The sequence below is a fragment of the Agrobacterium albertimagni AOL15 genome, assembly GCF_000300855.1.
In the GTDB taxonomy this organism is placed as follows: Bacteria; Pseudomonadota; Alphaproteobacteria; order Rhizobiales; family Rhizobiaceae; genus Allorhizobium; species Allorhizobium albertimagni.
The window spans coordinates 32,053-54,674 of sequence record NZ_ALJF01000001.1 but is presented as its reverse complement, the minus strand read 5'-3'; the positions used below and the strand labels follow the sequence as shown (position 1 = coordinate 54,674).

At 58.5% G+C, this 22,622-nt stretch carries 19 protein-coding genes; 7 read left to right on the top strand and 12 right to left on the bottom strand.

Going from position 1 to position 22,622, the window contains the following annotated elements; genetic code table 11:
* Positions 1 to 153 precede the first annotated feature (153 nt).
* Positions 154 to 870, top strand: coding sequence for an autoinducer binding domain-containing protein (locus QWE_RS00250; RefSeq protein WP_167539679.1), 717 nt, complete (start codon positions 154 to 156; stop codon positions 868 to 870).
* An 83-nt stretch (positions 871 to 953) separates the two neighbouring features.
* Here the strand turns inward: QWE_RS00250 and trbI are convergent, their stop codons facing one another.
* The 11 genes from trbI to QWE_RS00195 are packed head-to-tail and all read right to left on the bottom strand — an operon-like array spanning position 954 to position 11,089.
* The gene (trbI, locus tag QWE_RS00245; protein WP_006724040.1) at positions 954 to 2,294 is read right to left on the bottom strand and encodes an IncP-type conjugal transfer protein TrbI; all 1,341 of its coding nucleotides are present in this window, start codon (positions 2,292 to 2,294) and stop codon (positions 954 to 956) included.
* Positions 2,291 to 2,779, bottom strand: coding sequence for a hypothetical protein (locus tag QWE_RS00240; protein ID WP_040299141.1), 489 nt, complete (start codon positions 2,777 to 2,779; stop codon positions 2,291 to 2,293). Before QWE_RS00240 ends, trbI begins: the two co-directional genes overlap by 4 nt.
* A 1-nt stretch (position 2,780) precedes the next feature.
* Entirely contained in the window at positions 2,781 to 3,605 is an 825-nt protein-coding gene (gene trbG / locus QWE_RS00235) for a P-type conjugative transfer protein TrbG (protein ID WP_006724038.1), read from the bottom strand.
* 46 nt (positions 3,606 to 3,651) lie between these two features.
* A complete protein-coding gene (gene trbF / locus QWE_RS00230; protein ID WP_006724037.1) occupies positions 3,652 to 4,317 on the bottom strand; it encodes a conjugal transfer protein TrbF in 666 nt (221 codons plus the stop codon).
* Positions 4,314 to 5,492, bottom strand: coding sequence for a P-type conjugative transfer protein TrbL (gene trbL, locus QWE_RS00225; RefSeq protein WP_052018019.1), 1,179 nt, complete (start codon positions 5,490 to 5,492; stop codon positions 4,314 to 4,316). Before trbL ends, trbF begins: the two co-directional genes overlap by 4 nt.
* Before the next feature lie 17 nt (positions 5,493 to 5,509).
* On the bottom strand, positions 5,510 to 6,265 hold the full coding sequence (trbJ, locus tag QWE_RS00220; protein ID WP_006724035.1) for a P-type conjugative transfer protein TrbJ: 756 nt from the start codon (positions 6,263 to 6,265) through the stop codon (positions 5,510 to 5,512).
* 34 nt (positions 6,266 to 6,299) lie between these two features.
* Positions 6,300 to 8,795 (bottom strand): VirB4 family type IV secretion/conjugal transfer ATPase, encoded by a 2,496-nt coding sequence (locus QWE_RS00215; protein WP_006724034.1) that lies wholly within the window; start codon positions 8,793 to 8,795, stop codon positions 6,300 to 6,302.
* A gap of 10 nt (positions 8,796 to 8,805) precedes the next feature.
* Positions 8,806 to 9,105: a conjugal transfer protein TrbD gene (locus tag QWE_RS00210; RefSeq protein ID WP_006724033.1), complete on the bottom strand. Its 300-nt coding sequence runs from the start codon at positions 9,103 to 9,105 to the stop codon at positions 8,806 to 8,808.
* Positions 9,105 to 9,503, bottom strand: coding sequence for a TrbC/VirB2 family protein (locus QWE_RS00205; RefSeq protein WP_006724032.1), 399 nt, complete (start codon positions 9,501 to 9,503; stop codon positions 9,105 to 9,107). The genes QWE_RS00210 and QWE_RS00205 overlap by 1 nt, the downstream gene beginning before the upstream one ends.
* A 16-nt stretch (positions 9,504 to 9,519) precedes the next feature.
* Positions 9,520 to 10,455 carry a P-type conjugative transfer ATPase TrbB gene (gene trbB / locus QWE_RS00200; RefSeq protein WP_006724031.1) on the bottom strand — a complete coding sequence of 312 codons (936 nt, stop codon included), beginning with the start codon at positions 10,453 to 10,455 and terminating at the stop codon, positions 9,520 to 9,522.
* A 7-nt stretch (positions 10,456 to 10,462) separates the two neighbouring features.
* Positions 10,463 to 11,089: an acyl-homoserine-lactone synthase gene (locus tag QWE_RS00195; protein ID WP_006724030.1), complete on the bottom strand. Its 627-nt coding sequence runs from the start codon at positions 11,087 to 11,089 to the stop codon at positions 10,463 to 10,465.
* A 404-nt stretch (positions 11,090 to 11,493) separates the two neighbouring features.
* Between QWE_RS00195 and repA the strand changes: the two genes are divergently transcribed.
* The 3 genes from repA to repC all read left to right on the top strand — a co-directional run bounded on the left by repA (position 11,494) and on the right by repC (position 15,114).
* A complete protein-coding gene (gene repA, locus QWE_RS00190; protein WP_006724029.1) occupies positions 11,494 to 12,681 on the top strand; it encodes a plasmid partitioning protein RepA in 1,188 nt (395 codons plus the stop codon).
* Between the two features lie 74 nt (positions 12,682 to 12,755).
* The gene (gene repB, locus QWE_RS00185; RefSeq protein ID WP_006724028.1) at positions 12,756 to 13,733 is read left to right on the top strand and encodes a plasmid partitioning protein RepB; all 978 of its coding nucleotides are present in this window, start codon (positions 12,756 to 12,758) and stop codon (positions 13,731 to 13,733) included.
* Between the two features lie 166 nt (positions 13,734 to 13,899).
* The gene (gene repC, locus QWE_RS00180; RefSeq protein ID WP_006724027.1) at positions 13,900 to 15,114 is read left to right on the top strand and encodes a plasmid replication protein RepC; all 1,215 of its coding nucleotides are present in this window, start codon (positions 13,900 to 13,902) and stop codon (positions 15,112 to 15,114) included.
* A gap of 854 nt (positions 15,115 to 15,968) precedes the next feature.
* Here repC and QWE_RS00175 read toward each other — a convergent pair.
* Complete coding sequence (locus QWE_RS00175; protein ID WP_240532474.1) at positions 15,969 to 16,901, bottom strand: AraC family transcriptional regulator; 933 nt, start codon at positions 16,899 to 16,901, stop codon at positions 15,969 to 15,971.
* A 484-nt stretch (positions 16,902 to 17,385) separates the two neighbouring features.
* Between QWE_RS00175 and QWE_RS00170 the strand changes: the two genes are divergently transcribed.
* The 3 genes from QWE_RS00170 to QWE_RS00160 all read left to right on the top strand — a co-directional run bounded on the left by QWE_RS00170 (position 17,386) and on the right by QWE_RS00160 (position 22,619).
* Positions 17,386 to 21,081 carry an autotransporter outer membrane beta-barrel domain-containing protein gene (locus QWE_RS00170; protein WP_006724025.1) on the top strand — a complete coding sequence of 1,232 codons (3,696 nt, stop codon included), beginning with the start codon at positions 17,386 to 17,388 and terminating at the stop codon, positions 21,079 to 21,081.
* A 347-nt stretch (positions 21,082 to 21,428) separates the two neighbouring features.
* Positions 21,429 to 21,965, top strand: coding sequence for an invasion associated locus B family protein (locus QWE_RS00165; protein WP_006724024.1), 537 nt, complete (start codon positions 21,429 to 21,431; stop codon positions 21,963 to 21,965).
* 423 nt (positions 21,966 to 22,388) lie between these two features.
* Complete coding sequence (locus QWE_RS00160) at positions 22,389 to 22,619, top strand: hypothetical protein (RefSeq protein WP_006724023.1); 231 nt, start codon at positions 22,389 to 22,391, stop codon at positions 22,617 to 22,619.
* Positions 22,620 to 22,622 lie beyond the last annotated feature (3 nt).

The following is a 22,622-nucleotide window of genomic DNA, read 5'->3' as shown; positions in this document are numbered from 1 at the left end:
TATAACTCACCATTATAATTGTTTTGTGTAACACATTAATTGCCGGTCCGTTTTCTGCCGGACGCCATCATCTAGGTCCAGTTCGATCCGCATTGCGTCAGACGTCGAGGTGACGTCTGGCATCCCATGTTCATTGCCAACGAGGATCCAAGCATGAGCAAGAGACATCATTTTGATCCCCTGATCGAGGCCATTACCACCGCGCGCGATCCAAATGCGCTGGGCGAGGCTCTGGAAAGCTTCGCCCAGGCTCAAGGGTTTCAGCATTTTGCCTATCTACGCCTCGACGGCAGTCGCTGGAGGGCCGTGTCAAACTACTCGGAAGAGTGGCAAGACCGCTACTATGTGCAGGATTTCAGCCGGATCGATCCGATCGTCAAAGCCGCCAAACAGGGGGCCCATCCCTTCTGCTGGTCGCTTCACGACGCAATACTCAACCGGGAAAGCAAAGACGTGATCGCCTTTCGCGACGAGGCGATCGCCCATGGAATTGTTGCAGGACTTTCAATCCCGATCCGTGTCGGCTTTGGCCATAAGGCCGTGTTGACCTTCGCATCCTCCGATACTGCATGCCTGAAGGATGCCGTGCGGATGGACATCATCGAGGCTGCTGCGGCAGCGGCCATGCTGCATTTTGCATTCTCGTTGCGCAGAAAGCGGTGGTCCAGCGGTTCGGCCTCCAAGCTGACGCCTTTCGAGACCACGTGTCTCAGCTGGGTCGCCGAAGGCAAGACCATGCAGGATGTGGCTGACCTCTTGGAAGAGAAATACTCACGGGTTCGGGGATCGGTCGACAAGGCAAGAGGCAAACTTGATGCCGTGACGCTGCAGCAGGCGACTGCGGTTGCGGCCCGGCTGATGCTGATCTGAAGGGCTGCCGGTTCTGACTTGCTGTTGGATGTCGGCAAACTTCCTCATCCAGCTTGACGGGCAGATCCAAATTCGCAAGGCCGTCAGCCTCTGACGCGTTCAAGGCTTTGCCCGCCAAACAGCAGATCGCGATCAACCAGGATGTTGAACCGATAGCCGGGCCTGATCGTCAGCGTGGGCTGAACACCGATGTTCTTCGAGATGGTCCGCTCCGCCAGGCGGCCGAAGGTCTCGCTGAAGCTTCGCCTTGCCGCATCCGACGGATCGCTCGATCCCATGCCTTGCCCGTCTGGGAGTGCAAGATCCATCCCCGTTCCGATGATCGCAATCAATGCTGCAGAGCCGAAGCTTTGCCACAGATGCCGGTCCACCTTGTCCTTGAAACCCGCCTGCCCCGCCTGGTCGACCCCGGCCATGGCGCCGATGGAAAGGCTTTGGCCATTGGCAAGGACAATATCCGTCCAGACCACCAGGACGCGCGACTGGCCAAATGAGACCTTTGAGTCATATCGACCGACCAGTCTCGATCCCTGTGGAATGAGCAAATGCTGGCCGGTCGCACTGTCGAACACATTCTGGCTCACCTGGGCAAGGATCCGCCCTGGGAGATCGGCATTGATACCGGTGAGCAGTACCGCAGGAATGACAGAGCCACGGCTCAATGTCAGCGGTGAGACCGGATCGGCCATCACCCCCCCATTTGGCAGCGTGTCGACGCCTGCATTGAGAAAGGCTTGTTTTTCCCGCTGGCCGTTCTGGTCACTTTGACCGGAGCCCGACATTCCAAGCGCCTCGGCGGCTGCGATCAGTCGGGCGTTCAGCCCTTCGTTGCCTGCGCTCGCGCCTCGACCATTCGCGGTCAAGTCTTGCGAAGACACGGCTGCGACAGCGGCCGTATCGATCCGCATTGGGGAAGCGCGTGCACCATCTGCACGCTGCAGTCGCGCCATTGTCTGACGGTGGCGCTCATTGAGGATCTGTTCCTCATGCTCACGTTGAAGTCTCTCTCGCCATTGGTCCGGCTCAGGCCGCGGCCTTGACACCGTTGGCGCCGTGGGCGCTTTCGGTTCGGCTTGAAGCGGTCGATTAAGCGTGGGTGCTGCCATCACACGAGGCGCCTCCATGGGCGGCTGTGCTGCTAGGGGCTGGGGATTTTCGCCGATGACGCCATCGCCGACCCCGCGTTTGAGGTTTTCTGGGAAAGTCGATGCCGGTCCCCGATCATCGATCGTTACCTCTCCGGAACCTTTCCGCCACAATCCGCGGGATGACAGGCCGAATATGACGGTCGCCAGAACCAGGACCACAAGGACAAGCGCGAAAACGAGCGGAAGACGATTGAGCCGCCTGATGCGGCCCTGCTGGCTCCCCTGCCCCCCGCTCACGATATGGGGGGCCCCGAGGATCTGATGTCCGCTCGTCATGATGAGGTTCCTCCCGTACCGATCGTCTCCACCAGAAGCGGGCCTGCAGGCGTGACTTGAGCGTTTGCAGGGGAGCTGCTTGCAAAGCTTGGGTCAGAAGCTTTTGTCTTTCGGTAGATCTTGGAGAGACGGTGGCTTGGAGTTGAAAGTCGAACCAGGAGGTCACCATCCACCTCCATACTCCAGATCTGAAGCTCGATCGCGTCGGCCTTCGCTTCGCGGTCGCTTTTGATCGTGTAACCATGTCCAATCAGAGACTGCGCGAGGGCATCCGATAAGGGTGCCGTCTGGTCGGGATTGAACGCCAGAACGGAACCTTTCGCGAGGAAGGGGCTGACATCCGTCGACAGGTCAGCGGCAATCGAGGTTGCGATCACGGAGTCCTGCAGCGCTGTGTTTTGACCTTCACCGCCGGGCGCCCCACTGGTGGACTGGCAGCCGCTCAAGAGCTGGGCGATCAGGGCGAGTGTTGCTGGCTTGTTCATCTCATCCACCCCGCGTGATCGTGATTTTTTTCTGACGCCAGCCGACACCGGAGATCAGAACGGCCTTTTCAACGTCATGATCGATGATCATCAGGTCCTTGTTCACCCGGTAGTTCACCAGCTGTCTCTGGCCGTCGGACAGGAGGAAAAGAACCGGCATTTCCTGGCCGGAAACACGGGTGGGAAACTGGATATAGGTCTTCTGACCATCGAAATAGACCCGCTTTGGACGCCAGCTTGCATGGCCTGAGATCTGGTAGCCGAAATCGAGACGTGACGGTGAAGGGCTGCGCCCGGTATTCTCAATTCGGGCATTGACCGCCGACAGATTGGCCGAAAGCGGGTTTGGATAGGAAAAGCCGACGCGTGCCATATACTGGCTTTCATGCGATCTCAGCCGGATGTGATAGGTTCGTCTCGACGTCGTCACGATCATCGAGGTCTGCAGTCCAGCTTCGGTCGGACGGACGATCAGATGGATCGTCTCACCTCGCCCGCCACCTGAGCTTGCGGCCTCGACGCTCCATCGCACACTGTCACCGAGAAGCACGTCCTTCACGCTCTCTTGCGGCTCGAGCTCTATGTCACAGACCTGCAAGGGAGCGCAGATGACTGACGGCTGTGCCTCGCCATAGAGAAAGACCACCTTGCCGTCTGCGCCGCGCGTGACGATGCCCGTGCCCTTTTGCCATTCCGCCGACTGCCGGCTTGCTTTGAGCTCGGTTGCGGTCATCTCCTCGGAAAGGCTGGGCTTTGTGAGGCCCATGGTCAATATCAGAACGCCTGGAAGGACGCTTTTGGCATACCACATGATCCTGCAGGTCATGGTCTTTCTCCTTTTTGCAGTGGGGAGCGTGGCGAAAGCCTTGGGGTCAGAGTTGCGCGGTCCAGTCGAAGTCGCGCACATAAAGGCCGATCGGGTTCAGCCGGATCACCGCCTCATCCTGAGGCTCGGTCAGGGTGACAGTCGCAATACCGCGATAACGGCGACTGCCTGTTTCTCGACCCCGGCGATCCCGCTCGAACTCCGTCCAGTCGATCTGCCAGCTGCGCTCTGACAAGGAGACGATGTTGGACACTTCGACCGAAACGGTCACTCGTTTGGCGGCCTCGAAGGGTGAGTTGGAGCGGAACCAGGCATTGATCTTTTCGGTCGAGGGATCTGACGCGCGAAGCAGCGCATAGGTGCGGTCGATATACTTCTTCTGGACCACCGCATCGGGCGTCACGGAGCGAAAACTTGCAACAAAATTGGCAAGGATGGCCCGCACTACCCGCTGGTCGGCATATTCGATCCGTTCCGGAACGCCGACCGCAACCGGGCTGCCCAAGCGGTCGACTTCGACGATATAGGGAATGATGCGGCTTTCGCGGCTGAGATAGAGCGCATAACCGAAGCCGATACTCGCAAGAGCAAGGCTTAAGACCGCCACCGCGCGCCAGGCTCTAGCCTCCCGGACAAAACCTCCATATCGCTCGTTCCATTCGAGCCGGCCTGCCAGATAAGGGTTGAGTGCCTTTTGATCTTGATCTCTCATGGTGACGTCCCCTTGCCGCGTTTTTCATGAGCCCCTGTGCGAAGCTTCTCATTGGCCAGTCCAAGGAAAGAGGCGTGACTTGCACCCGGTGCCCCAATCAACTTGTCGCGGGCAGATGCGCCAAGGGCGCGAGCCGTCTGACCGGCACCGGCCGACACTCCGGTGAGCGCGGCACGGGCAAGCGATGCGCCGCCGGCTCTCGCCGAAGTCGCGGCCTGGAAGGATTGGCCTGTGGCGGTTGCCGTCAGGAAGGCTCCCCCCGCGGCAAAGGACGTAGCCTGCATCCCGTGCCGGATGGCTTCCCCGCCCTGGGTGACCGACACGCCCTGCACCACCCCTTGCACGATTGACGGCACATAGAGCGAAATGATGAAGACAACGACGGAGATGCCGGCAATCGAGAGTGTGGAAACGAGCGGCTCGGTGTCACTGATCGGAGCTGATGCCAGGCCCAGAAGGACTTCCGAGCCGATCTTGGCGATCATGACGAGCGCCATGAGCTTCATGCCGACCGAGAATGCATAGATCAGATAGCGCAGGGCAAAGTCCTTGGTGAAGGACGAACCGCCCAGTCCAAGCATGATCATGCCGGCGAGAAGGCCGACATACATTTCCACCATCACCGAGACAAAGATGGCTGCGACGAGGGAAAAGCAGATGACCACCACGCCCATGGCAATCACGGAGGCAATCGCCAGGGCATTGTCTTCAAACAACCCGAAGCTTGCATGCTCCGACAAGGCAGACGCGACCCTTATTCCGGCATCGAAGACTTCGGCGGGTGAGGCCGATCCCTGGCCGGCGCCGATGGCAAACAGGCTGTCGACCACGGCATGCGCAAATCCCGGCCCCTGATCGAGGACAAAGGCGAAAAAGCCGACAAACAGGATCCGGCGCACGAGTTCGGCAAACCAGCTGTCGAGGGACGCTGCAGCCAGCGCCAGCCAAATGGCAGCAAGTCCGATCTCGATCGCTGCCAGGATCCAGAACAGCGAGCGGGCCGCATCCATGATGGTGGACTGCCAGTCGCGTGTTGCGGCAACGACCTGGTTTTCCAGTTCGCTCAAGACTGCGCCCTGTTGGGCAAGTGACGGCTCGCTGGTCGAGACAATGATCACGACGCTAAGACCGGCAGATAAAAGCAGGGATCGGTGTCCAGCATTTGCGGATCGGATTCTGCTCGGTTGGGTGCTCACCAGCGTGGCTCCATTTTCTGGCCAGCCGGTATCTCGCGAACCGTGGCCTTGAAGAACGCCTCTCTGCGGGCCTGGGCGAGATCGCGAAGCCCCTGCTCTGATTGCAGCCAGGCCGCTGACATCGTCATTTGCTGGGAAAAGAGGGTGCGCAGTTTCTGCAGCTGGCTGACCTGCTCGACGGCAATGTCATGCCCCACCTGCAGAGCTTTCATCTGCCCGTCTGCGGTCTCTGACAGACGCCTGAGCGACCTCATCGTCGCTTCCTCGTCCTCGAATTGCTCTGCGGTCAGCCCGGCAACCCTGAGCGAAGTGGAGACGGTTTGGCGATTGGTGTTCGACCAGCTCTCGTAAGTCTCGGCGAAAGCCTGGCCGCGGGGAAGCTCCTGGCGCAGCTTCGCATAGTCTGGAAACCGCTGAGCCAGGATTGCATCGGCATTGCCCATGGTGAAGGCCATGCCTTCGCCCTGGAGTGTGATCTCTCTCAACCGCTGAAGTTCGGCCTCGACATTGCCCCAGACATGCACGGGCAGGGAGGCCGTGTTTTGCAACATGGTACGATAGATCTCCAGCTGGTTCTGGATCTGTTGCGCAAGCTGACTGATCTGGGTCAGCTGATTGTCGACCTGGATGCCGGAGCTCTCCAGGATCGCGACGAGCTCGGCATTATTGGCAAGCTGCGTCCATTCGGTTGCCGCCCCCGTCACCGAGCCGCCCTTTGCAGGGAGGGCAACCGACACTGCAAGCACACACATCAGAGGCAGCAATCTGCGCCTTTGCGGGGGAGTATCAGGTGTCGAGGTAGGAAAGCACATCCTCATATCCTTTCAGCATCAGCCATTGGCGGGGCCAATCGGCACCAAACCGTTCGTGGAGATCCTCGATCTGTCTGATCTGGCCGCGGTCCGACACCCCGGCAAACGCAAGCGTCAGGGGCCCAAGCGACATCTCGAACAGGCGTCGGCCCTGCGGTGTGACGCAGTAGTAATCGCGCTTGGGACGGGCATTGGCGACGAGCTCAATCTGTCTCTCATTGAAGCCGAGCCTTTGGTAAAAGGAGCGCATCGCTGGCGTTTGAGCGCCCGGATTGGCAAGGCAGATCTTTGTCGGGCAGCTTTCCAGGAGCACGTCGATGATCCCGGAACGTTCGACGTCAGAAATTGATTGGGTCGCCAGGACGACAGCACAATTGGCTTTTCTGAGCACCTTCAGCCATTCGCGGATCTTCTCCCGAAACACAGGGTGGCCCAAAAGCAGCCAGGCCTCGTCCAGGATGATCAGGCTGGGCGCTCCGGTGAGGCGCTTCTCAATACGGCGAAATAGATAGGTGAGGACCGGAACAAGGTTACGCTCGCCCATAGTCATCAATTCCTCGACCTCCACGCATTGAAACGCCTGCAGATCGAGCGTATCGGCTTCCGCATCCATGAGATGCCCCATCGGCCCTTCGATGGTATAGTGCCTCAGCGCCTCCTTGATCTCGCGCAGTTGCACGCCACTGACGAAATCCGAAAGTGAATGACCGGAAGCGGTGGCCATCAGCCCGATCTGCCGAGCAATGGCATTGCGATGCTCCGGCTTCACCTCCAGCCCCTGAAGCGCTATGAGCATTTCCACGAACTCACAGGCCCAGGCACGATCGACGTCCGTGGTCAGGTCGGCAAGCGGGCAAAAGGCGAGCTTGCCAGTCTCTTCGATCTCCTCTTCTCTTCCCTCCTCCCTTCCCTCTCGCTCGCCGCCAATCCGGTAATGGTCTCCGCCCACAGCCAGGGTCAAAGGCAGGAGCGACAGACCCTTGTCGAAGGCAAAGACCTGTGCGCCGCTATAGCGCCGGAACTGGGCTGCGATGAGTGCGAGAAGCGTTGATTTGCCCGATCCCGTCGGACCGAAGATGAGGGTGTGTCCAACATCCTCGACATGCAGGTTGAAGCTGAAGGGGGTTGAGCCTGAGGCGACTTGCATCAAGGAGGGAGCGTCAGCTGGATAAAACGGACACGGCGCGGTTCTTTCCCCTGACCAGACCGAGTTCAAAGGCAAGAGGTCGGATAGATTGCGTGTGCTGAGCAGAGGGTCACGGACATTGCAGTACCAATTTCCCGGAAGACTGCCGAGATAGGCTTCGGTCGCATTGAAGGTCTCGATCCGGGCGCCGAAACCCTCTTTCTGGACGGTTCGCCTGATGTATTCGGCGTTTTCAAGCAAAGTTTTCGGATCTTCATCAAACAGGACGATCACCGGAGTGTAGTGGCCAAAGGCCACCAGTCCGGAATTTGCCTCGGCGATGGCCCCCTCTGTCTCGATGACCATGGATGCTGCATCCTGGTCGACGGAACGGCTTCTCGTCTGGAATAGCTGGTCGAGGAACGGCCTGACTTTCTGCTGCCAGCGCCGCCTGGTACGCTCCAGCCTTGCCCTTGCCTCTTCAGGATCGAGAAAGATGAAGCGAGACGACCAGCGATAGGAAAGCGGCATCTGGTCAAGCGCGTTCAGAATGCCCGGCCAGCTCTCGGCAGGAAAACCGTCAATGGCAACGGTCGCGACATAACGGTGATCTATCCTCGGTGATATCCCGTGTTCCATCTGCCCGGTGACCAGGCAATCGAGATACATGGCAACCTCCGGCAAGCGTACCGGCAGGTTTTCCCCGCAGATGCAAAATCTGATGAGCTGCAGCAGGCTGTCGAACCGCGCCGGCCGCAGGCTGGAGGGGTCATTGACCTTTCTTGCGCGCATTCTCTCAATCGACATCGTCCCGGCCAGATATTGTTCAAGCTCGCGGATCGCGTCGGAAAAGACCTTGAGCGCCTTGTCGGCTGCATTTTCTGCTGCGGCCCTCCCCTGCCCGGCTTCTTCAGAATAGGAGAAGCCTGCGACGGTCTCACCGGAAAGCATAGGTGACCTGTAGGTCAAAATGAGCGCATGTTTGCTGACGAAATGGCTGTTGTGGCGCTCGAAATGATCCCGCCGCTCCCTGTCGATTGCCAGAGTAACCGGGTCTGGAAAATGGGACTGTTCGGCATTGGGATAGGAAGCGCTGGCAAGGCGAAGGCTTTCCACCTGCAGCATCCATCCGGATCCCAGCCGGCAGATTATTTTATTGATTTCATTGGATATTCGGTTTCGTTCGAGATCTGTTGCGCTTTCAGTGTCGGGCCCTGCGAAGTACCAGCCGGCCATGAGGCTGCCGTCCTTGAGGAGCATGATCCCGTCATCGACCATGGCAGCATAGGGCATCAGATCCGAAAAAGACGGACCGCTGTTGTGAAAGGTGGAAAGAGCGACCATCTGACTCTCCTTACCGGCGGTAGAAAGGCGTGGCGGTCGGCCGATAAAGGGGGCGGTATCGGATATGCCGCAGATAGACGCGGCGCATCAAAGGGTCCGATTTTGCCATCCGGCGAAGCAGGGCAATGGTGATGAACCAGGCGAGACAGCCAAGTGTCAGCGCATAGACGGTGATCACCACGAAGATGAGGATCGCCGAGATCAGCCCGGTCACCAGCACGAGCTCCCGGTCCGCCCCGAACATCAGGTTTGGACGCGACAGGGCACGGTGGATGGGGTGGAGATCAAGGAGGTGCTCGCGCTCGCTCATCAGACCCCCCTCCCCTCAACCCTCAAGGCAGCGGAGGCGATGATCTTGTCTGTCTGACCGTGCACTGCCTCTGGAATGGTAGAGGCGATTGTTGACCCGGTTGCGCCAAACAGGGAGACGATTTGGCTTGCGCCCAGCAAGATCCCGGCGACCAGCACGACATACATGAGGCGGCGGGCGAAATCGTTGAGTTCGCCGCCAAAGATCAGCATGCCGCCGGCAACCGCGACCGCTGCAAGGGCAATGAAGCCTGCAACCGGCCCAGTTATCGACTGCTGGATCTGTTCAAGCGGCGCTTCCCAGGGCAATCCGCCGCCCGAGCTTGCCATGACTGGATGCGCCAAGGCGCAGAGGCCAAGAAAACCAAGTGTTGCGCATGCTGTGTTGGAACGCTTCATGATCTTTTCCTCTCGGCTAGCTCAGTTGGTATCGGCCGTCGGCAAAGCCCGTGACAGACAGCACCTCTTCGATCCTGCGGCCGGTTTCGGTTCGCCGGATCGACACGACGAGACCGACGGCGTCTGCGATGACCTGGCTCATGGGTGTCCGGCTGACTTCGGCGACCAATTGCTCAAGCCGGACAAGTGCAGCACGAGCATCATTCGCATGCAGGGTCGTGAAGCCGCCGGGGTGACCGGTATTCCAGGCTTTAAGAAGTGTGAGCGCTGCTCCATCCCGGACTTCGCCGACCATGATCCGGTCAGGACGCAGTCTCAGTGTGCTTTTCAGAAGTCGTGAGACCGGGAGCTCGTCGCTGCTTCGCAGCATGACTGCGTTTTCGTTGCCGCAGTCGATCTCGATCGTGTCTTCGATCAGCACGATGCGATCATTCGGAAACAGCCGCTGGATTTCGAGCATGACGGCATTGGCAAGTGTCGTCTTTCCCGATCCTGTGCCACCGCAGACGAGAATATTCTGCCGCTCCCGGATGGCATGAAGGATCCGTTGGCATTGCAAGGAGGTCATGATCCCCGTGTCGACATAGTCGCGCAGGAGAAGGTGGCCGGTGGTTCGACGCCGGATCGAAAAGGTCGGGCCCTTCACGGCCGGAGGCAAAAGCCCTTCGAAGCGATGCCCGCCCAATGGAAGTTCGCCAGACACGATCGGCTTGGTCTCGTTGACATCCTGGCCAAGCCCATGGGCAACAATCCCAATCAGGATTTCAGCACGCTGGATGTCAAGCCGGCCGGCCGGCGCCATGCCAGCACCTTGGGTTTCGATATAGAGTTTGCCATCGGGATTGAGCATGATCTCGACCACCTCGGGATCGCCAAGCGCTTCGCACAACGAGGCACCGAACGCTTCCCTGAGCTTGCGGATCAGACGGTCATCGCTTCTTGCCATCGCCATGATTGCCTCATCCCGCTCTTTCTAGTTGCCCATGTAAGGGACGGTATCCTGGTGGCTTGAGGCGCTTGAGCACGTCGTCGGAAATGCCGAGCGATCCAGCCACGCTGAGGGTTTCATTGATCAGTGTCGGAGCGCCAAGACGTTTCAGCGGCCAGCCGACCATCTTGAGAAGGCGCTCGAATTTCACATCCGTGGCCGTTACCAGCTCGTCATACCCGCGAGCCAAGCTCCATTCGACGATCCCGGCAAGCAGAATGCGGGTTCTCGAATGAATGATGGAAGCGCTGGCGCCCCCTGCCCTTCCCGACCGGTCGATGCAAAACCGCGAGCTTTCGATCATGCGCTCATGCAAGGCCAGGCTTCTTCCATCGAGAAGCTCGGGAAAGACCTCCCGCAGCATGCTGGAGCGCAGCGGCGGCAGAAGTCGGACACAGCCGACGACATGGACGTCGTCTTCGATGCCCAGGATGTAGGTCGGGCTGTGGTCGTCGAACTGATCGTGTTCCAGCCCGTCTTCGCTATTCACCTGCCAGTTCAAGCGCCCGGCAAAGACGCGGGCCCGCAGGCGCCACATCTCCTCAAGAAGATGCCGGTGCTCAGGCGTTTGAACTTCGTCCACGACAATCAGTTGCATGAGAGAACCCTCGGGTTGAGGTCTCCAGCAGAACGGACGGACCAAGATCGGTCTAGCTACAAATCTGTTGAATCGTGGATGGAGTGGAACTTGAGGTGAGTCGGGCTTGTGTTGCCGAGAGAATCGCTTTGACCGCACCAAGTGGGATAAATTTGCGCCCTTCAGCCGAGGCCTGGGCTGGTATGCAACCACAAATCTGTGGTCGTGGCTTCTCGACGGCTGTTGGCCAAGTCACTGGAATCGCAACGTCATTCGCCAACGGCGCTGAAAATTCCAGTCCTCGCTGAGTGGGACTTGGCCTCAATCGGGCAGGCATATTGCTTGCCAAGCCTTAGGAATCGGATAACAGTCACGATAATTTCCGTGTTTTCGCGAAAATATCGTGACAAAGGGTTTCTGGGCAAATGAATGTGAAACGAGCGTCGCTGGATCCAGTGCCGAGTTTTGCCGATATCATCCTCGAACAGGGCGGTGAGATCTCGAGCAAGCTCGACATGCTGCGGATGGAGAAGTTTCCTCCAAACGCACAAAAGACGCTGCGCTTGTTTCCGCTGGCCGAAGTGGCGCAGTTCGTCGGCGTGTCGCCAAGCTATCTGAAAAAGCTGCATCTGCAAGGCAAGGGTGGTGAACCCTATACGACGTCGACAGGACGCAGATATTACACGGCCGCGCAAATGGACGAACTGCGCGCCCTTCTCGACCGCGTGCCGCACAGGCGTGCCGGCGAAAAGCTGCAGGTCATCGCGGTCGTCAACTTCAAGGGTGGTTCGGGCAAGACGACCACGTCTGCCCACCTGGCTCAGTTTCTCGCTTTGAGCGGTTATCGTGTGCTGGCAGTCGACCTCGACCCGCAGGCATCTTTGACTGCCCTTTACGGCATTCAGCCAGAGCTCGATGAGAAGCCCTCGTTCTACGAGGCCATTCGCTACGACGAAGGCCGTCGTTCGATCACAGAGATTATCCAGCCGACAAACTTTCCCAACCTGCATGTCATTCCGGCAAACCTGGAACTGCAGGAATACGAATATGAGACGCCGCTCGCCATGCAGCGGAAGGACTCGATGGAGGGCAAGCTCTTCTATACCCGCATCGGTACCGCACTTGCCGAAGTCGATGATCAATATGACGTGGTCGTCATCGATTGCCCACCGCAGCTCGGCTACCTGACATTGACGGCGCTGACGGCGGCGACGTCCGTCTTGATCACCGTGCATCCGCAGATGCTCGATATAATGTCCATGTCGCAGTTCCTTCTGATGCTCGGTGACATTCTCAAGAGCGTCGAAGGCGCTGGCGTCAATGTCAGCCTTGACTGGTTCCGCTACCTGATCACGCGTTTCGAGCCGATGGACGTGCCGCAACAGCAGATGGTCGGCTTCATGCAGTCGATGTTCGCGCAGCAAATGATGAAGAATCACATGGTGAAAACCACAGCGGTGTCTGACGCAGGCCTGACGAAACAGACACTTTATGAAGTCGAGCGATCGCAGTTCACATCCGCCACCTACGACCGGGCAAGAGAAGCCATGGACCTCGTCAACGGGGAGGTCATCGACCTTTTGGAAACAGCCTGGGGGCGGCGCCGTGCTTGATCCGTTGTCAGCCGTACAGATTGGCCTTTTGTTGAGGCTTTTCAGGAGATTGGATACCGTGAGGAACGCAGATTATGGCGCGTAAGGATATCTTTGCCAATATCACGGCCACCGACGGACCGCGTTCCGAGCGCAAGGCAACGCCCGGCTATGCCAATCGCGGCGCTTCAAGGTCGATGATCAGCTCGCTCAGCGAACTGGCCGAAAAGGCAGCCATTGTGGACCAGGCTTTGGTCGGTGAAACTGTCGCCGAGCTCGATCCATCATTGATCGATAAGTCCTTCATCTCAGACCGAATGGGTGAGGATGAAGAGGCATTCCAGGAACTGATCGAGGCAATTCGAGAGCGCGGACAGGATACGCCTGTTCTGGTCAGGCCACACCCGACCGACAAGGGGCGATACCAGATCGTCTTTGGTCACAGACGTGTCCGAGCAGCGCGCATTCTTGGGCGCCCCGTCAAGGCGGTGGTGAAACATGTCTCGGATGTCGATCACGTGATTGCCCAGGGGCAGGAAAACTCTGCCCGTGAGAATCTGTCCTTCATCGAACGAGCAGCCTTTGCCCACCATCTCCAGGCAATCGGACACGACCGCCGGACGATTCAGCTGGCTCTGTCCATCGATGGCGCCCTTCTGACGCGAATGCTGTCTGTCACGGCACGTGTACCCGAAACGATCATCCAGGCGATTGGAGCAGCAAAGACGATTGGTCGCGATCGCTGGCTCGATCTGGCCTCGGCAGTCGAACATCCCGATGCACTCGGTCAAGCCGAGACAGCCGTCAAGGCGGAAGGCTTCAACGGCTTGGCATCGGAGGAACGTTTTGAGCGCGTGGCAATGGCTGCGCGCAACGCAAACAAGCCCCGTCGCCAGATGCGCCCATCAGGTCATTGGCAGTCGGACGATGCCGCGGTCACAGCGGAGTTCAAGGGGGCCGGCAAGAGCTTTTCGATTTCCTTGAAGTCCAAGGAGGCGGCCAGTTTCGGTCGTTTCATTGCTGACAATCTGGAGCGGCTGCACGCCGAGTACCGCAAACAGTCGAAGTCTTAAGAGGAGTAGAAACGCAAAAGAAAAAGGCCCCCCAAGCGTCGCCGCCCTGGAAGCCTTCCTCATATCCTAGCAGATTGAGAATCGCATCTCCGGGAATTCTAGTCAAGAGTCTTTGGCACCGTTTTTGGTGAGCAGTTTTCTGTTGCCTTCAAGAAGGTGAAGAAAAATGCACAGGCATCCTATAACCACGCCCTTCGGGCGGGGAGCGATTAAGCTCGCCCATGTTTCTCGGCAGATCGAAACTGCCAAGGCCAGGCCTGGCCTTTCCGTTGATAAATGGAAGGTGTTTCGCGACGTTTGCGAAGCGCGGCTGCTTATCGGCATTCCCGACCGGGCTCTGACAGTCCTTGATGCTCTGCTGAGCTTTTACCCGCAAGGTGAGCTCTCGGAAGATGCTGGGCTCGTGGTGTTCCCCTCCAATGCTCAACTGAGCCTTCGCGCGCATGGGATGGCCGATGCCACGCTTCGCCGTCATCTCGCAGCTCTCATCGAGGTCGGCCTCATTGTGCGTAAGGACAGTCCGAACGGCAAGCGCTATGCCCATAAGGGGCGGGACGGCAGTGTCGAAGACGCCTTTGGCTTCAGTCTGGCTCCGCTCTTGGCGCGTCGCGATGAGCTTGCAATGCTTGCGCAGCAAGTTGTCGCTGATCGCCGACGGTTCCTGCGTGCAAAGGAGACACTGACAATCTGCCGTCGGGATATTCGCAAACTGATCTCTGCTGCCCTGGAGGAGGGCGCTGGCGGCGACTGGCTGGCTCTCGAGGACCGCTATATCCAGATCGTCGCCCGCCTTCCGCGTACACTGACGATCGAGATCATCGAGAGAAGCCTCTCGGAGTTGAATGATCTGCGTGTGGATGTCTCCAACTTGTTGGAAACTACGCTGGTTTCTGAAAATATGAGCGGCAATGCCGCCGAAAATGAGCGTCATATACAGAATTCAAATACCGAATCCTTCAATGAACTTGAACCTAGCTCTAGAAAAGAGCAGGGGGAAAAGCCGAGACAGGAACGGAAAGCCCAAAGCGAGCCGTTGAAGGCATTCCCATTGGGGATGGTGCTGAAGGCCTGCCCGCAGATCGGTGATTATGGCCCCGGGGGATCAATCGCGGCCTGGCGCGACTTGATGCAGGCCGCCGTGGTGGTCAGGTCAATGCTGGGTATCAGTGCCTCGGCATATCAGGAGGCCTGCGAGGTGATGGGGGCGGAAAATGCCGCTGTCGCGGTTGCCGCGATCCTGGAACGGGCAGGGCACATCAATTCGGCGGGCGGTTATCTGCGTGATCTGACGCGGCGGACAAGCCGGGGCGAGTTTTCGCTGGGGCCAATGATCATGGCTTTGCTGCGTGCCAACGGGGAAGCGCGCCTGGCGACCGGGTAGGGGGAGACGATGGCGGCGGAGCATCCTGCTGACCTGAGGGCCTATTCTGCGGATGAAAAAGGGGTGCCGTCTGCTGGAACACGAGACTGTTTCACGGTTGGGGCACGAAAACGCATGAAAACGGGGCTCTGAGGTGACATTCCGTTGTCAGCCGTACAGAATGGCATTTTATTCATATAAATCATCTGCTTACGGGTCGCTCCGAATCAGCGAATAGCAGGCGACTGACGGGCCGGGCCATAGAAGCGCGAGGCGCTTCACGCAAACGATCAGCGGGCCCGCGGCACACATGAGGGGATGTTTTGCGGGTGGCAAGAAGCGGATTTAAGGGAGCCTGCCGCTGAAGCTTAGCAATTGCTTCGATAGTGTCAGGAGATCGGTCCGAGGGGTCAGCACCGACGACATGTTCTGTCTGATCTGTTTCGGGGAAAGATGGGCCGAACGCCGACAAAGTGCTTTGCCAGGCGTAGGAGCCGTTGGCGCTGTTCACGTCGGGTTCTAGGATGTGAGGAGGAAATGAAAGCCACGGCTCGAGGCAACGCAGTGCTCTTTCGTCCGGAGAACCATCATCGCGGTGTTGGGGTCTGGATTTCCTGGTCGTTCGGCTCAGGCCGACTTCATCGCCTTGGATCCAGAATTTGGCGATCGGTTCGCGACCAAGACGCCTTTTGGGCCGTTGCAAGAACTGTCCGGGTTTACCGCGATGAAGAGACCGGGAATTACCAGAAGCCAGTGGCGTCGCTGGCGAGCCGTGAGGTTGAGAAACGGCCAGAAGGTGGAGGGCGGCGACCTGTAGCCGAGGCCCCTGCATCGCCAGATACTGGTGGAGCGGGTGCTGTCCTTGACCGCAGCAGCTAGAAGTCCAGCGGCAAAACGATATCGAGATCCCGGATGCTGCCGGCGGGAGCCCAGGGGGCCGTGTGGTGGAATTCGTAGCCGCCGTTGCTGTCGGGTGAGAAGGCTTCGCCGGTCTGATTGATCCAGTCGATGCTGACCCAGGCGTAGGTCCCCAAAACGCGGTCATAATTCCCGGTATGGCGGATGTTGACGTATCGACCTTCCGGAAAATCATGCGGATAGAGGCCCGTGCCAGACCAGTCTTGCCCCGTGTCAATCACGGCGCAGTCGTGTCGGTACAGGCCCGGCGGTGTGATCATCGGAGTGTCAAAGAAGATGCTGACTGCCTGGAGATCAGCGCGGAACAGCCCTTTGTCCTCCAGGTAGGCTTTGAACTGCCGCCAGTGCTCCTGAAACTGCGGCATTGGCCCATGAAACCGCATGGCTAGCAGTCTGACAGGCAGACGCTGCTGTGTCACGACAGGTATTGCGGGAGGAGCAGCTATTCCGGAGGCCGTTGGCAGGAGCTCGCGTGCCTTCTGGCGGAACTCCGAGGGGACCTCACCAAATTGACTGAAAAAGCCGCGCACAAAAGCTTCGGGGCTGGAGTAGCCGGCATTGAGGGCGATACTGGTGATGGAAAGCTGGCTCATCTGCAGGTTCATTGCCGCGCGATCGAGCCGGGTACGACGCAAATAGGCAGACGGGCTTTCGCCCATGACCTCCAGGAACACACGCTGAAAGTGAAACGGACTGAGGCCGACTTCAGCGGCCACATCCTCCAGCACAATCCGTCCGGCAGGGGTGCGCTCCAGAAAGCGGACGGCGCGGGTAAGGCGCGGATCATCCAGCATCACAGGTGGAAAAGCAGTGCGCCTTTTTCCCTTCTCAGTGGGCCAGCCAGCCACGAGAGCTCGCTCTTCGACGATTTGCTCGTCTAGTGCTTTCAAGGTGCGCTCCCCGTCGTTCAGTCCTTGGATGCGGATCTGTCTACGACAAAATCGCAAGCTTTATCAAGAGACTACTGTTCGATGGTCCCTTGAGTGAAGTGCACTGTCTGAAATTTTTCGCAAATGACAGCTTTGACCGTTCCGCCGGCGGGTCGCTGGCTCTAGCCGATCTTCTCTTCGTTCAATGCCGTCATCTAGCGGACGCGCGGAGCTGAAGTACCCCCTTGTGATGGGGCGTCTGTCCTTTAGGGCTCCCCATCTCATAGGCTGTCATTAACGACTGTCTCCGGCTTGTGGCAGGGCACTGAAATGAGGCCCAGGACCAACTGTGCGTTGATACCGCAAGAATTATCAAGCAATGCCTGCCGCATGAAGTTATGGGGGAGGGGACGTTATCTGGAACAGGTGCACCATGCGGAATCGATTGCCGGTCTTGAGTTCGAAGCAGGCATGGTACGCAGTATCTCTGACGATGATATCGGGCATGGTTCCGGCCCAGGCGCAGAACCTTGAAGGCACTGGCACAATCGATGTTCTCACCGGACAGACGTTCGTCAGCAATGCTGACAACAGCAGTACCGTCTGGAGCGGCACCCTTCAGGGGGGCGGAAACCTTGAAAAGGCCGGAACAGGCACGCTGACGTTTGATGGCGAAAATTATTACACGGGCACCACAACCGTCAGCGCCGGGACCCTCGTGATCTCCGGTGGCGTTGCCATTTATGATTTTGGGCATGTGATCGTGAATGCCGGAGCGACATTTCAGGTCGACAGTCCCGAGAGGATGGGGACTCTTTCGGGAAGCGGCAACGTTTTGCTCAACGGTGGTGCGTTGTCGATCAGCACCGATGTCAATTCGCCTGCCTTTTCCGGTAACTTGTCCGGATCAGGGACTCTGCAAAAGCGTGGAACGGGCACGTTTACGTTTTCCGGCACAGGCACCAATGGTGGCGGCATCTCGGTCATTGACGGCCACCTCGTCCTCTCCGGGGGTAATACGGTTGCCGACACCGCGGAACTGTCTCTTGACGGCGGAACGGCCGAGCTGCAAAGCAGCGAAACGGTTGGGGGGCTGTCTGGCGCCGGCGGCCTCAATATCAATGGCAATACGCTGACGGTCGCCGGAAGCGGAAACTCGACCTATTCCGGCACGATTTCGGGCACTGGAGCATTGGTCAAGAGCGGCAGCGGCACGCAGATCCTGTCTGGTAGCAACACCTACAGCGGAATGACGACGGTCGCCGGTGGTACCCTGTCCATCGCCTCGGACGGCAACCTTGGGAGCGGAGCCTTGACGCTGAACGGCGGCACGCTGGCGGTCACCGGCTCCACGACGATTGATAACTCCGTTACCCTCGGGGCCGGTACCATTGAGACCGGCAGCAATCCGGTGACATTCAGCGGCACTGTTGGCGGCAGCGGCTCGCTCACCAAGACAGGCGAAGGGACGCTGACCCTGTCTGGAACCAGCAGCTACACCGGCACGACAAATATCGACGCGGGCACGCTGCTTGTCTCGACAAGCGATGCACTGGCGAAGGAGTCGACCTATGTGGTTGCCTCTGGCGCAACGTTTCAGACCTCGGATGGTGTTACCAACGAGGTCGGGGGCCTCTCCGGTGCGGGTGACGTGGTTCTCGGTGATGGTACACTGACGGTCTCTGTCGAGGACGGCGTCACCAACCTATTCTCTGGCACCATCTCTGGCGCGGGAACCCTTGAGAAGGGCGATCTTGGCACCCTCATCCTGACCGGGGCGAGCAACACGGTGGATGCCGGCCTGAGGATGTCAGGCGGCATCCTGGAGATTGATGGCGGCGCCCTCTCAACGGGCGGCGATCTGAACATGACAGGTGGCCGCTTCGACATTAAGAATGGCGGCAGCCTCACCTCTGAGATGTTCGTTGTTGAAGGTGTTATGGAAGTCTCCGGCGGCTCCACCGTGACTGCCAATGACTACACGCAGATTGGTGTGCTCGGAAACTCAACGCTGACGATTGCCAGTTCGCGGATGGAGAGCACCGGTCAGGCCCAGATCCTCGGACTGACTGGCAGCTCGGTCGCCGTGTCAGGCAGCACAGGCGTTTGGACCATTGCCGACAGCTTGTCCATCGGCATCGGGCAGGGCGGTGCGCACCAGCTCACCCTGACGGATGGCGGCACGCTCGAGGTGACCAACGGCATTTCCGTGGATCAATACAGCAGCCTCCGGCTTGGGACGGGCGGGCAGGCCGGCACGCTGACAGCAGCCTTCATCAACAATGCAGGCTCCATTCAAGCTGACTTTGCCGGCAATCTCAGCCTCGACATGCAGATCAGTGGCGCCGGTACTCTGACAAAGAGCGGGACCGGCACGCTTGTTATCACCGGCTTGGTGGACATTTCTGGGGCCACCTCCGTTTCGTCAGGCACGTTGCAGATCGGTGATGGTGGCACGAGCGGCGAAGTCTTAGGCACGATCATCAACAACGGCACGCTGATCTTCAACAGGTCGGATCAGTACACGGTATCGAGCCAGATCACGGGCACTGGCAGCATCACCTTCATGGGCGGCGGCAGCGCCGAGCTAACGGGCGCATATTCCGGTTCCACCGTTGTGACCGATGGCAGGCTGGCATTGACCGGCAGCGGGCTGAGTGCATCGCAGGTATCCCTTGGCGGGGTGGCCGGGAAAACAGGCACCCTCGCAGGCAATGGCACCATTGCCAGCCTGAGCGTCCTATCCTCGGGCATAGTTGCGCCCGGCAACTCCATTGGCACGATCAATGTTGGCGGGCCTGTGTCCTTTGCGGCTGGGTCCGTCTATGAGGTGGAGGTGAATGCTAATGGCACGTCTGACCGGATTATTGCGACGGGACCGGTGACCATTGATGGCGGTGCATCCGTCCGCGTGCTGGCCGAGGCCGGGATCTATTCCGCCTCTACGACCTACACCATCCTAAGCGGTTCCAGCCTTTCTGGCAGCTTCAATCCGCTGGTCAGCACCAATTTCGCATTCCTAAATGCTGCGCTCAGCTATTCGGCCGCGGATGTGTTGCTGACTTTGACGCGCAACGACATCAGCTTTGTGGAGATCGGCGTTACCCCCAATGAGATCGCTGTGGCCACGGGCATCGAAAGCCTGCCCAGCGCGTCGGAATTGAAGACGTCTGTAACCGGCCTTTCAGCTGGCGGTGCCCGATATGCCTTCAATCAGGTTTCAGGTGAGGCGCATGCCTCAGCTGCCGGCCAGGCGCTGGAAGACAGCGCTATCCTGCGCGGTGTTGCTCTTCGCCGCCTGTCCCAGGAAGCCTTTGACCGGCGGTTCCAAGGCGGGGAGATTGACTTCGAGGGCACGCGAGTGTGGAGCGAGGCGCTTGGCAGCTTTAGACGTGTTCATGCAGCGAACACGACCTTCGGCTTCAACCGCAATCTGGGTGGTCTGGCCGGAGGCATCGAGACGCTGCTCACAGAGCAATCGCTTTTGGGCATCATGGCCGGCTACACGGGCAGCCATCTGGACAGCAATGGGCTTGGTTCCACTGTCTCCCTGTCGGCTTATCACGCAGCGGTCTATGGAAGCTATGAATTTGCCGTTTCGGATGCGGATGTTGTGTCGCTGCGCGGTGGTATTGCCTATAGCTGGCAGGACTTCTCAAGCAAACGCGACATTGAATTTGCCAGTATCTCCCAGAGGGTGGAGGCGGACTATGGTACCGGACAGGTGCAGGGCTTTGGCGAACTGGCCTATGGCCATATGCTCAACGGCCCTATGCAAGGCGCTTACCTTGAAGGCTTTGCCGGTCTTGCCTTGGTGCATCAGGATGGTGCAACGTTCACGGAGACGGGCGGGAGCGTCGCGTTGAGCGGCAGCGGCAATGCTTTAGAGACGGGCTACTCAACCCTTGGTCTGCGTGGTGCGGTGCAGACCGGGATGCAGGGTATGCCGGTCAGATTGACGGGCGAGCTCGCATGGCGCCATACCTTCGGCGACGTCACCCCCTTGCAAACCATGACCATCGCAGGCAGCAACCCCTTTGGCATCCGGGGCCAAGCACTGGACCGGGATGTATTGCTTATCGGCACCGGTCTCGCCATGACGATGACAGATCGACTGGATCTCTCGCTGGCCTATCAGGGCGAGCTGGCCGGTAGGGCAACGGATCACAGCATCAGGGGGAGCTTGCGCCTTCGGTTCTGAGTGAAAGACCCTCGCATGCGCCGACGTCTAACTCGACGGCCCAATTCGGTGGCGCCAGTGCGACCTGGCGCGATGGCATTTTTGAAGAATTTCGTAATTCGATGAGTGAGCAAACCTTGAACGATCAAGCTCTAGGCCTGACTTGCCAGGCTAAACATCACGTTCAAGAGCGTCAAGTCCTCGAGAATTTTGGCAAAGCTGCACCGCCACTCTTGCAGATGCGCTGCGATCACCAATTGCATGCTCGCGCTGAACTGAGGCGTGGATCACGAATGCCTTGGGTTCGGGCCGCAGTCATATTGGCGACTGCACCTTCAATCCCGCGGTTTCATATCAAGGACTGTTCCATGGCATTTTCCCGACACGCCGCCATCGCATTCTTGGCGATCTCCACACACCTGACGTTCATGCTCGGCATCGCGGTTGCGGCACCTCTGCCTGGTGGAGCGAGCTCTCTGGTCGAAACCCATGAGGACTGGAGCGTCGCATGTCAGGCGAGCGGTGAGGTTACATCCTGTGTGGTTCGTCAAGTGCAAAGCAACAATCAAACCCAGCAGGTCGTCCTGACGGCGGAGATCGCCAAAACGCCGGACGGAAAATTTGCAGGTGCGCTGATGCTCCCGCTCGGATTGTCACTGGCTCCGGGTGTGCAGCTGAAGATCGGTGACGTCCCTCTGGGGGCTACGCGCCCCTTTTCTCTATGCGTTCAGCAAGGATGCCTTGTCCCACTCGATGTCACGGAAGATGTGATTGCAAAGTTACGCGCCGGAAGCGCCCTGAACATAACGGTTACTGCTGGGGCGTCAGCTCAGCCGGTCCACTTCGCGGTGTCCCTGAAAGGCTTTTCGAAGGCGCTTAATCGCATAACCGAACTGACACAGTAGCGTTCTGACACGAACCCGGGATACCGAAACTGAATTTGAACAGAAAGAATAGGTGGAAGTATCTCTATCGCTTCGTTCAAACATAAGACTGCTCTCAAGCCGAAACGGACTTCAGATTTAATGTAGAATCGGTTGCGTGATTCTCGAAAAATTGAAAACGGGTGTTTCAAATTTTCAGTTGTGCTATTCTGAAACTGAATATCGCGGTAAACGTATTCCAACTGATCCGACAGTCAGGCCCTGCGACTTCCCAGTACAGCCCCTCTGGCTATGAGAGCATCCAACCAGTCGTGAGCTGCCAGGAAAGTCTCGATGGAAAAGAAGCGGGATATAGGTCGAGCCCTATAGAGAATGTGTTGCAAAGCTTATGGACGTGATGTCATGTCGCTATGTGATGAGGCATGGCTTGGGCGAGGACGACTGATGGGGGAAACCTATTTCGACGATGAACAGGAGATAGGCCCGCAAGGGTTGGCATTGTTGCGCAATGTGCTCACGGACCTGTTTCGAGATCAATCTGGCGAGTCAAATAGGGATGATGAGCTTGGCCTGGCAAAGGAGCTGGTTGCCCTGTTTAAGTCTGGCTTTCGAAGCGAGGAAGAGCTGAAAGCAATGGCCAGGAGCAGCAGCTTTCTCAGCCACCACATTTCCTAGGAA

Bases quoted from the DNA above. Each gene is read 5' to 3' on its own strand.
- QWE_RS00250 (WP_167539679.1), top strand. From the start codon at position 154: ATGAGCAAGAGACATCATTTTGATCCCCTGATCGAGGCCATTACCACC.
- trbI (WP_006724040.1), bottom strand. From the start codon at position 2,294: ATGACGAGCGGACATCAGATCCTCGGGGCCCCCCATATCGTGAGCGGG.
- QWE_RS00240 (WP_040299141.1), bottom strand. From the start codon at position 2,779: ATGAACAAGCCAGCAACACTCGCCCTGATCGCCCAGCTCTTGAGCGGC.
- trbG (WP_006724038.1), bottom strand. From the start codon at position 3,605: ATGACCTGCAGGATCATGTGGTATGCCAAAAGCGTCCTTCCAGGCGTT.
- trbF (WP_006724037.1), bottom strand. From the start codon at position 4,317: ATGAGAGATCAAGATCAAAAGGCACTCAACCCTTATCTGGCAGGCCGG.
- trbJ (WP_006724035.1), bottom strand. From the start codon at position 6,265: ATGTGTGTGCTTGCAGTGTCGGTTGCCCTCCCTGCAAAGGGCGGCTCG.
- QWE_RS00215 (WP_006724034.1), bottom strand. From the start codon at position 8,795: ATGGTCGCTCTTTCCACCTTTCACAACAGCGGTCCGTCTTTTTCGGAT.
- QWE_RS00210 (WP_006724033.1), bottom strand. From the start codon at position 9,105: ATGAGCGAGCGCGAGCACCTCCTTGATCTCCACCCCATCCACCGTGCC.
- QWE_RS00205 (WP_006724032.1), bottom strand. From the start codon at position 9,503: ATGAAGCGTTCCAACACAGCATGCGCAACACTTGGTTTTCTTGGCCTC.
- trbB (WP_006724031.1), bottom strand. From the start codon at position 10,455: ATGGCGATGGCAAGAAGCGATGACCGTCTGATCCGCAAGCTCAGGGAA.
- QWE_RS00195 (WP_006724030.1), bottom strand. From the start codon at position 11,089: ATGCAACTGATTGTCGTGGACGAAGTTCAAACGCCTGAGCACCGGCAT.
- repA (WP_006724029.1), top strand. From the start codon at position 11,494: ATGAATGTGAAACGAGCGTCGCTGGATCCAGTGCCGAGTTTTGCCGAT.
- repB (WP_006724028.1), top strand. From the start codon at position 12,756: ATGGCGCGTAAGGATATCTTTGCCAATATCACGGCCACCGACGGACCG.
- repC (WP_006724027.1), top strand. From the start codon at position 13,900: ATGCACAGGCATCCTATAACCACGCCCTTCGGGCGGGGAGCGATTAAG.
- QWE_RS00170 (WP_006724025.1), top strand. From the start codon at position 17,386: ATGGTTCCGGCCCAGGCGCAGAACCTTGAAGGCACTGGCACAATCGAT.
- QWE_RS00165 (WP_006724024.1), top strand. From the start codon at position 21,429: ATGGCATTTTCCCGACACGCCGCCATCGCATTCTTGGCGATCTCCACA.
- QWE_RS00160 (WP_006724023.1), top strand. From the start codon at position 22,389: ATGGGGGAAACCTATTTCGACGATGAACAGGAGATAGGCCCGCAAGGG.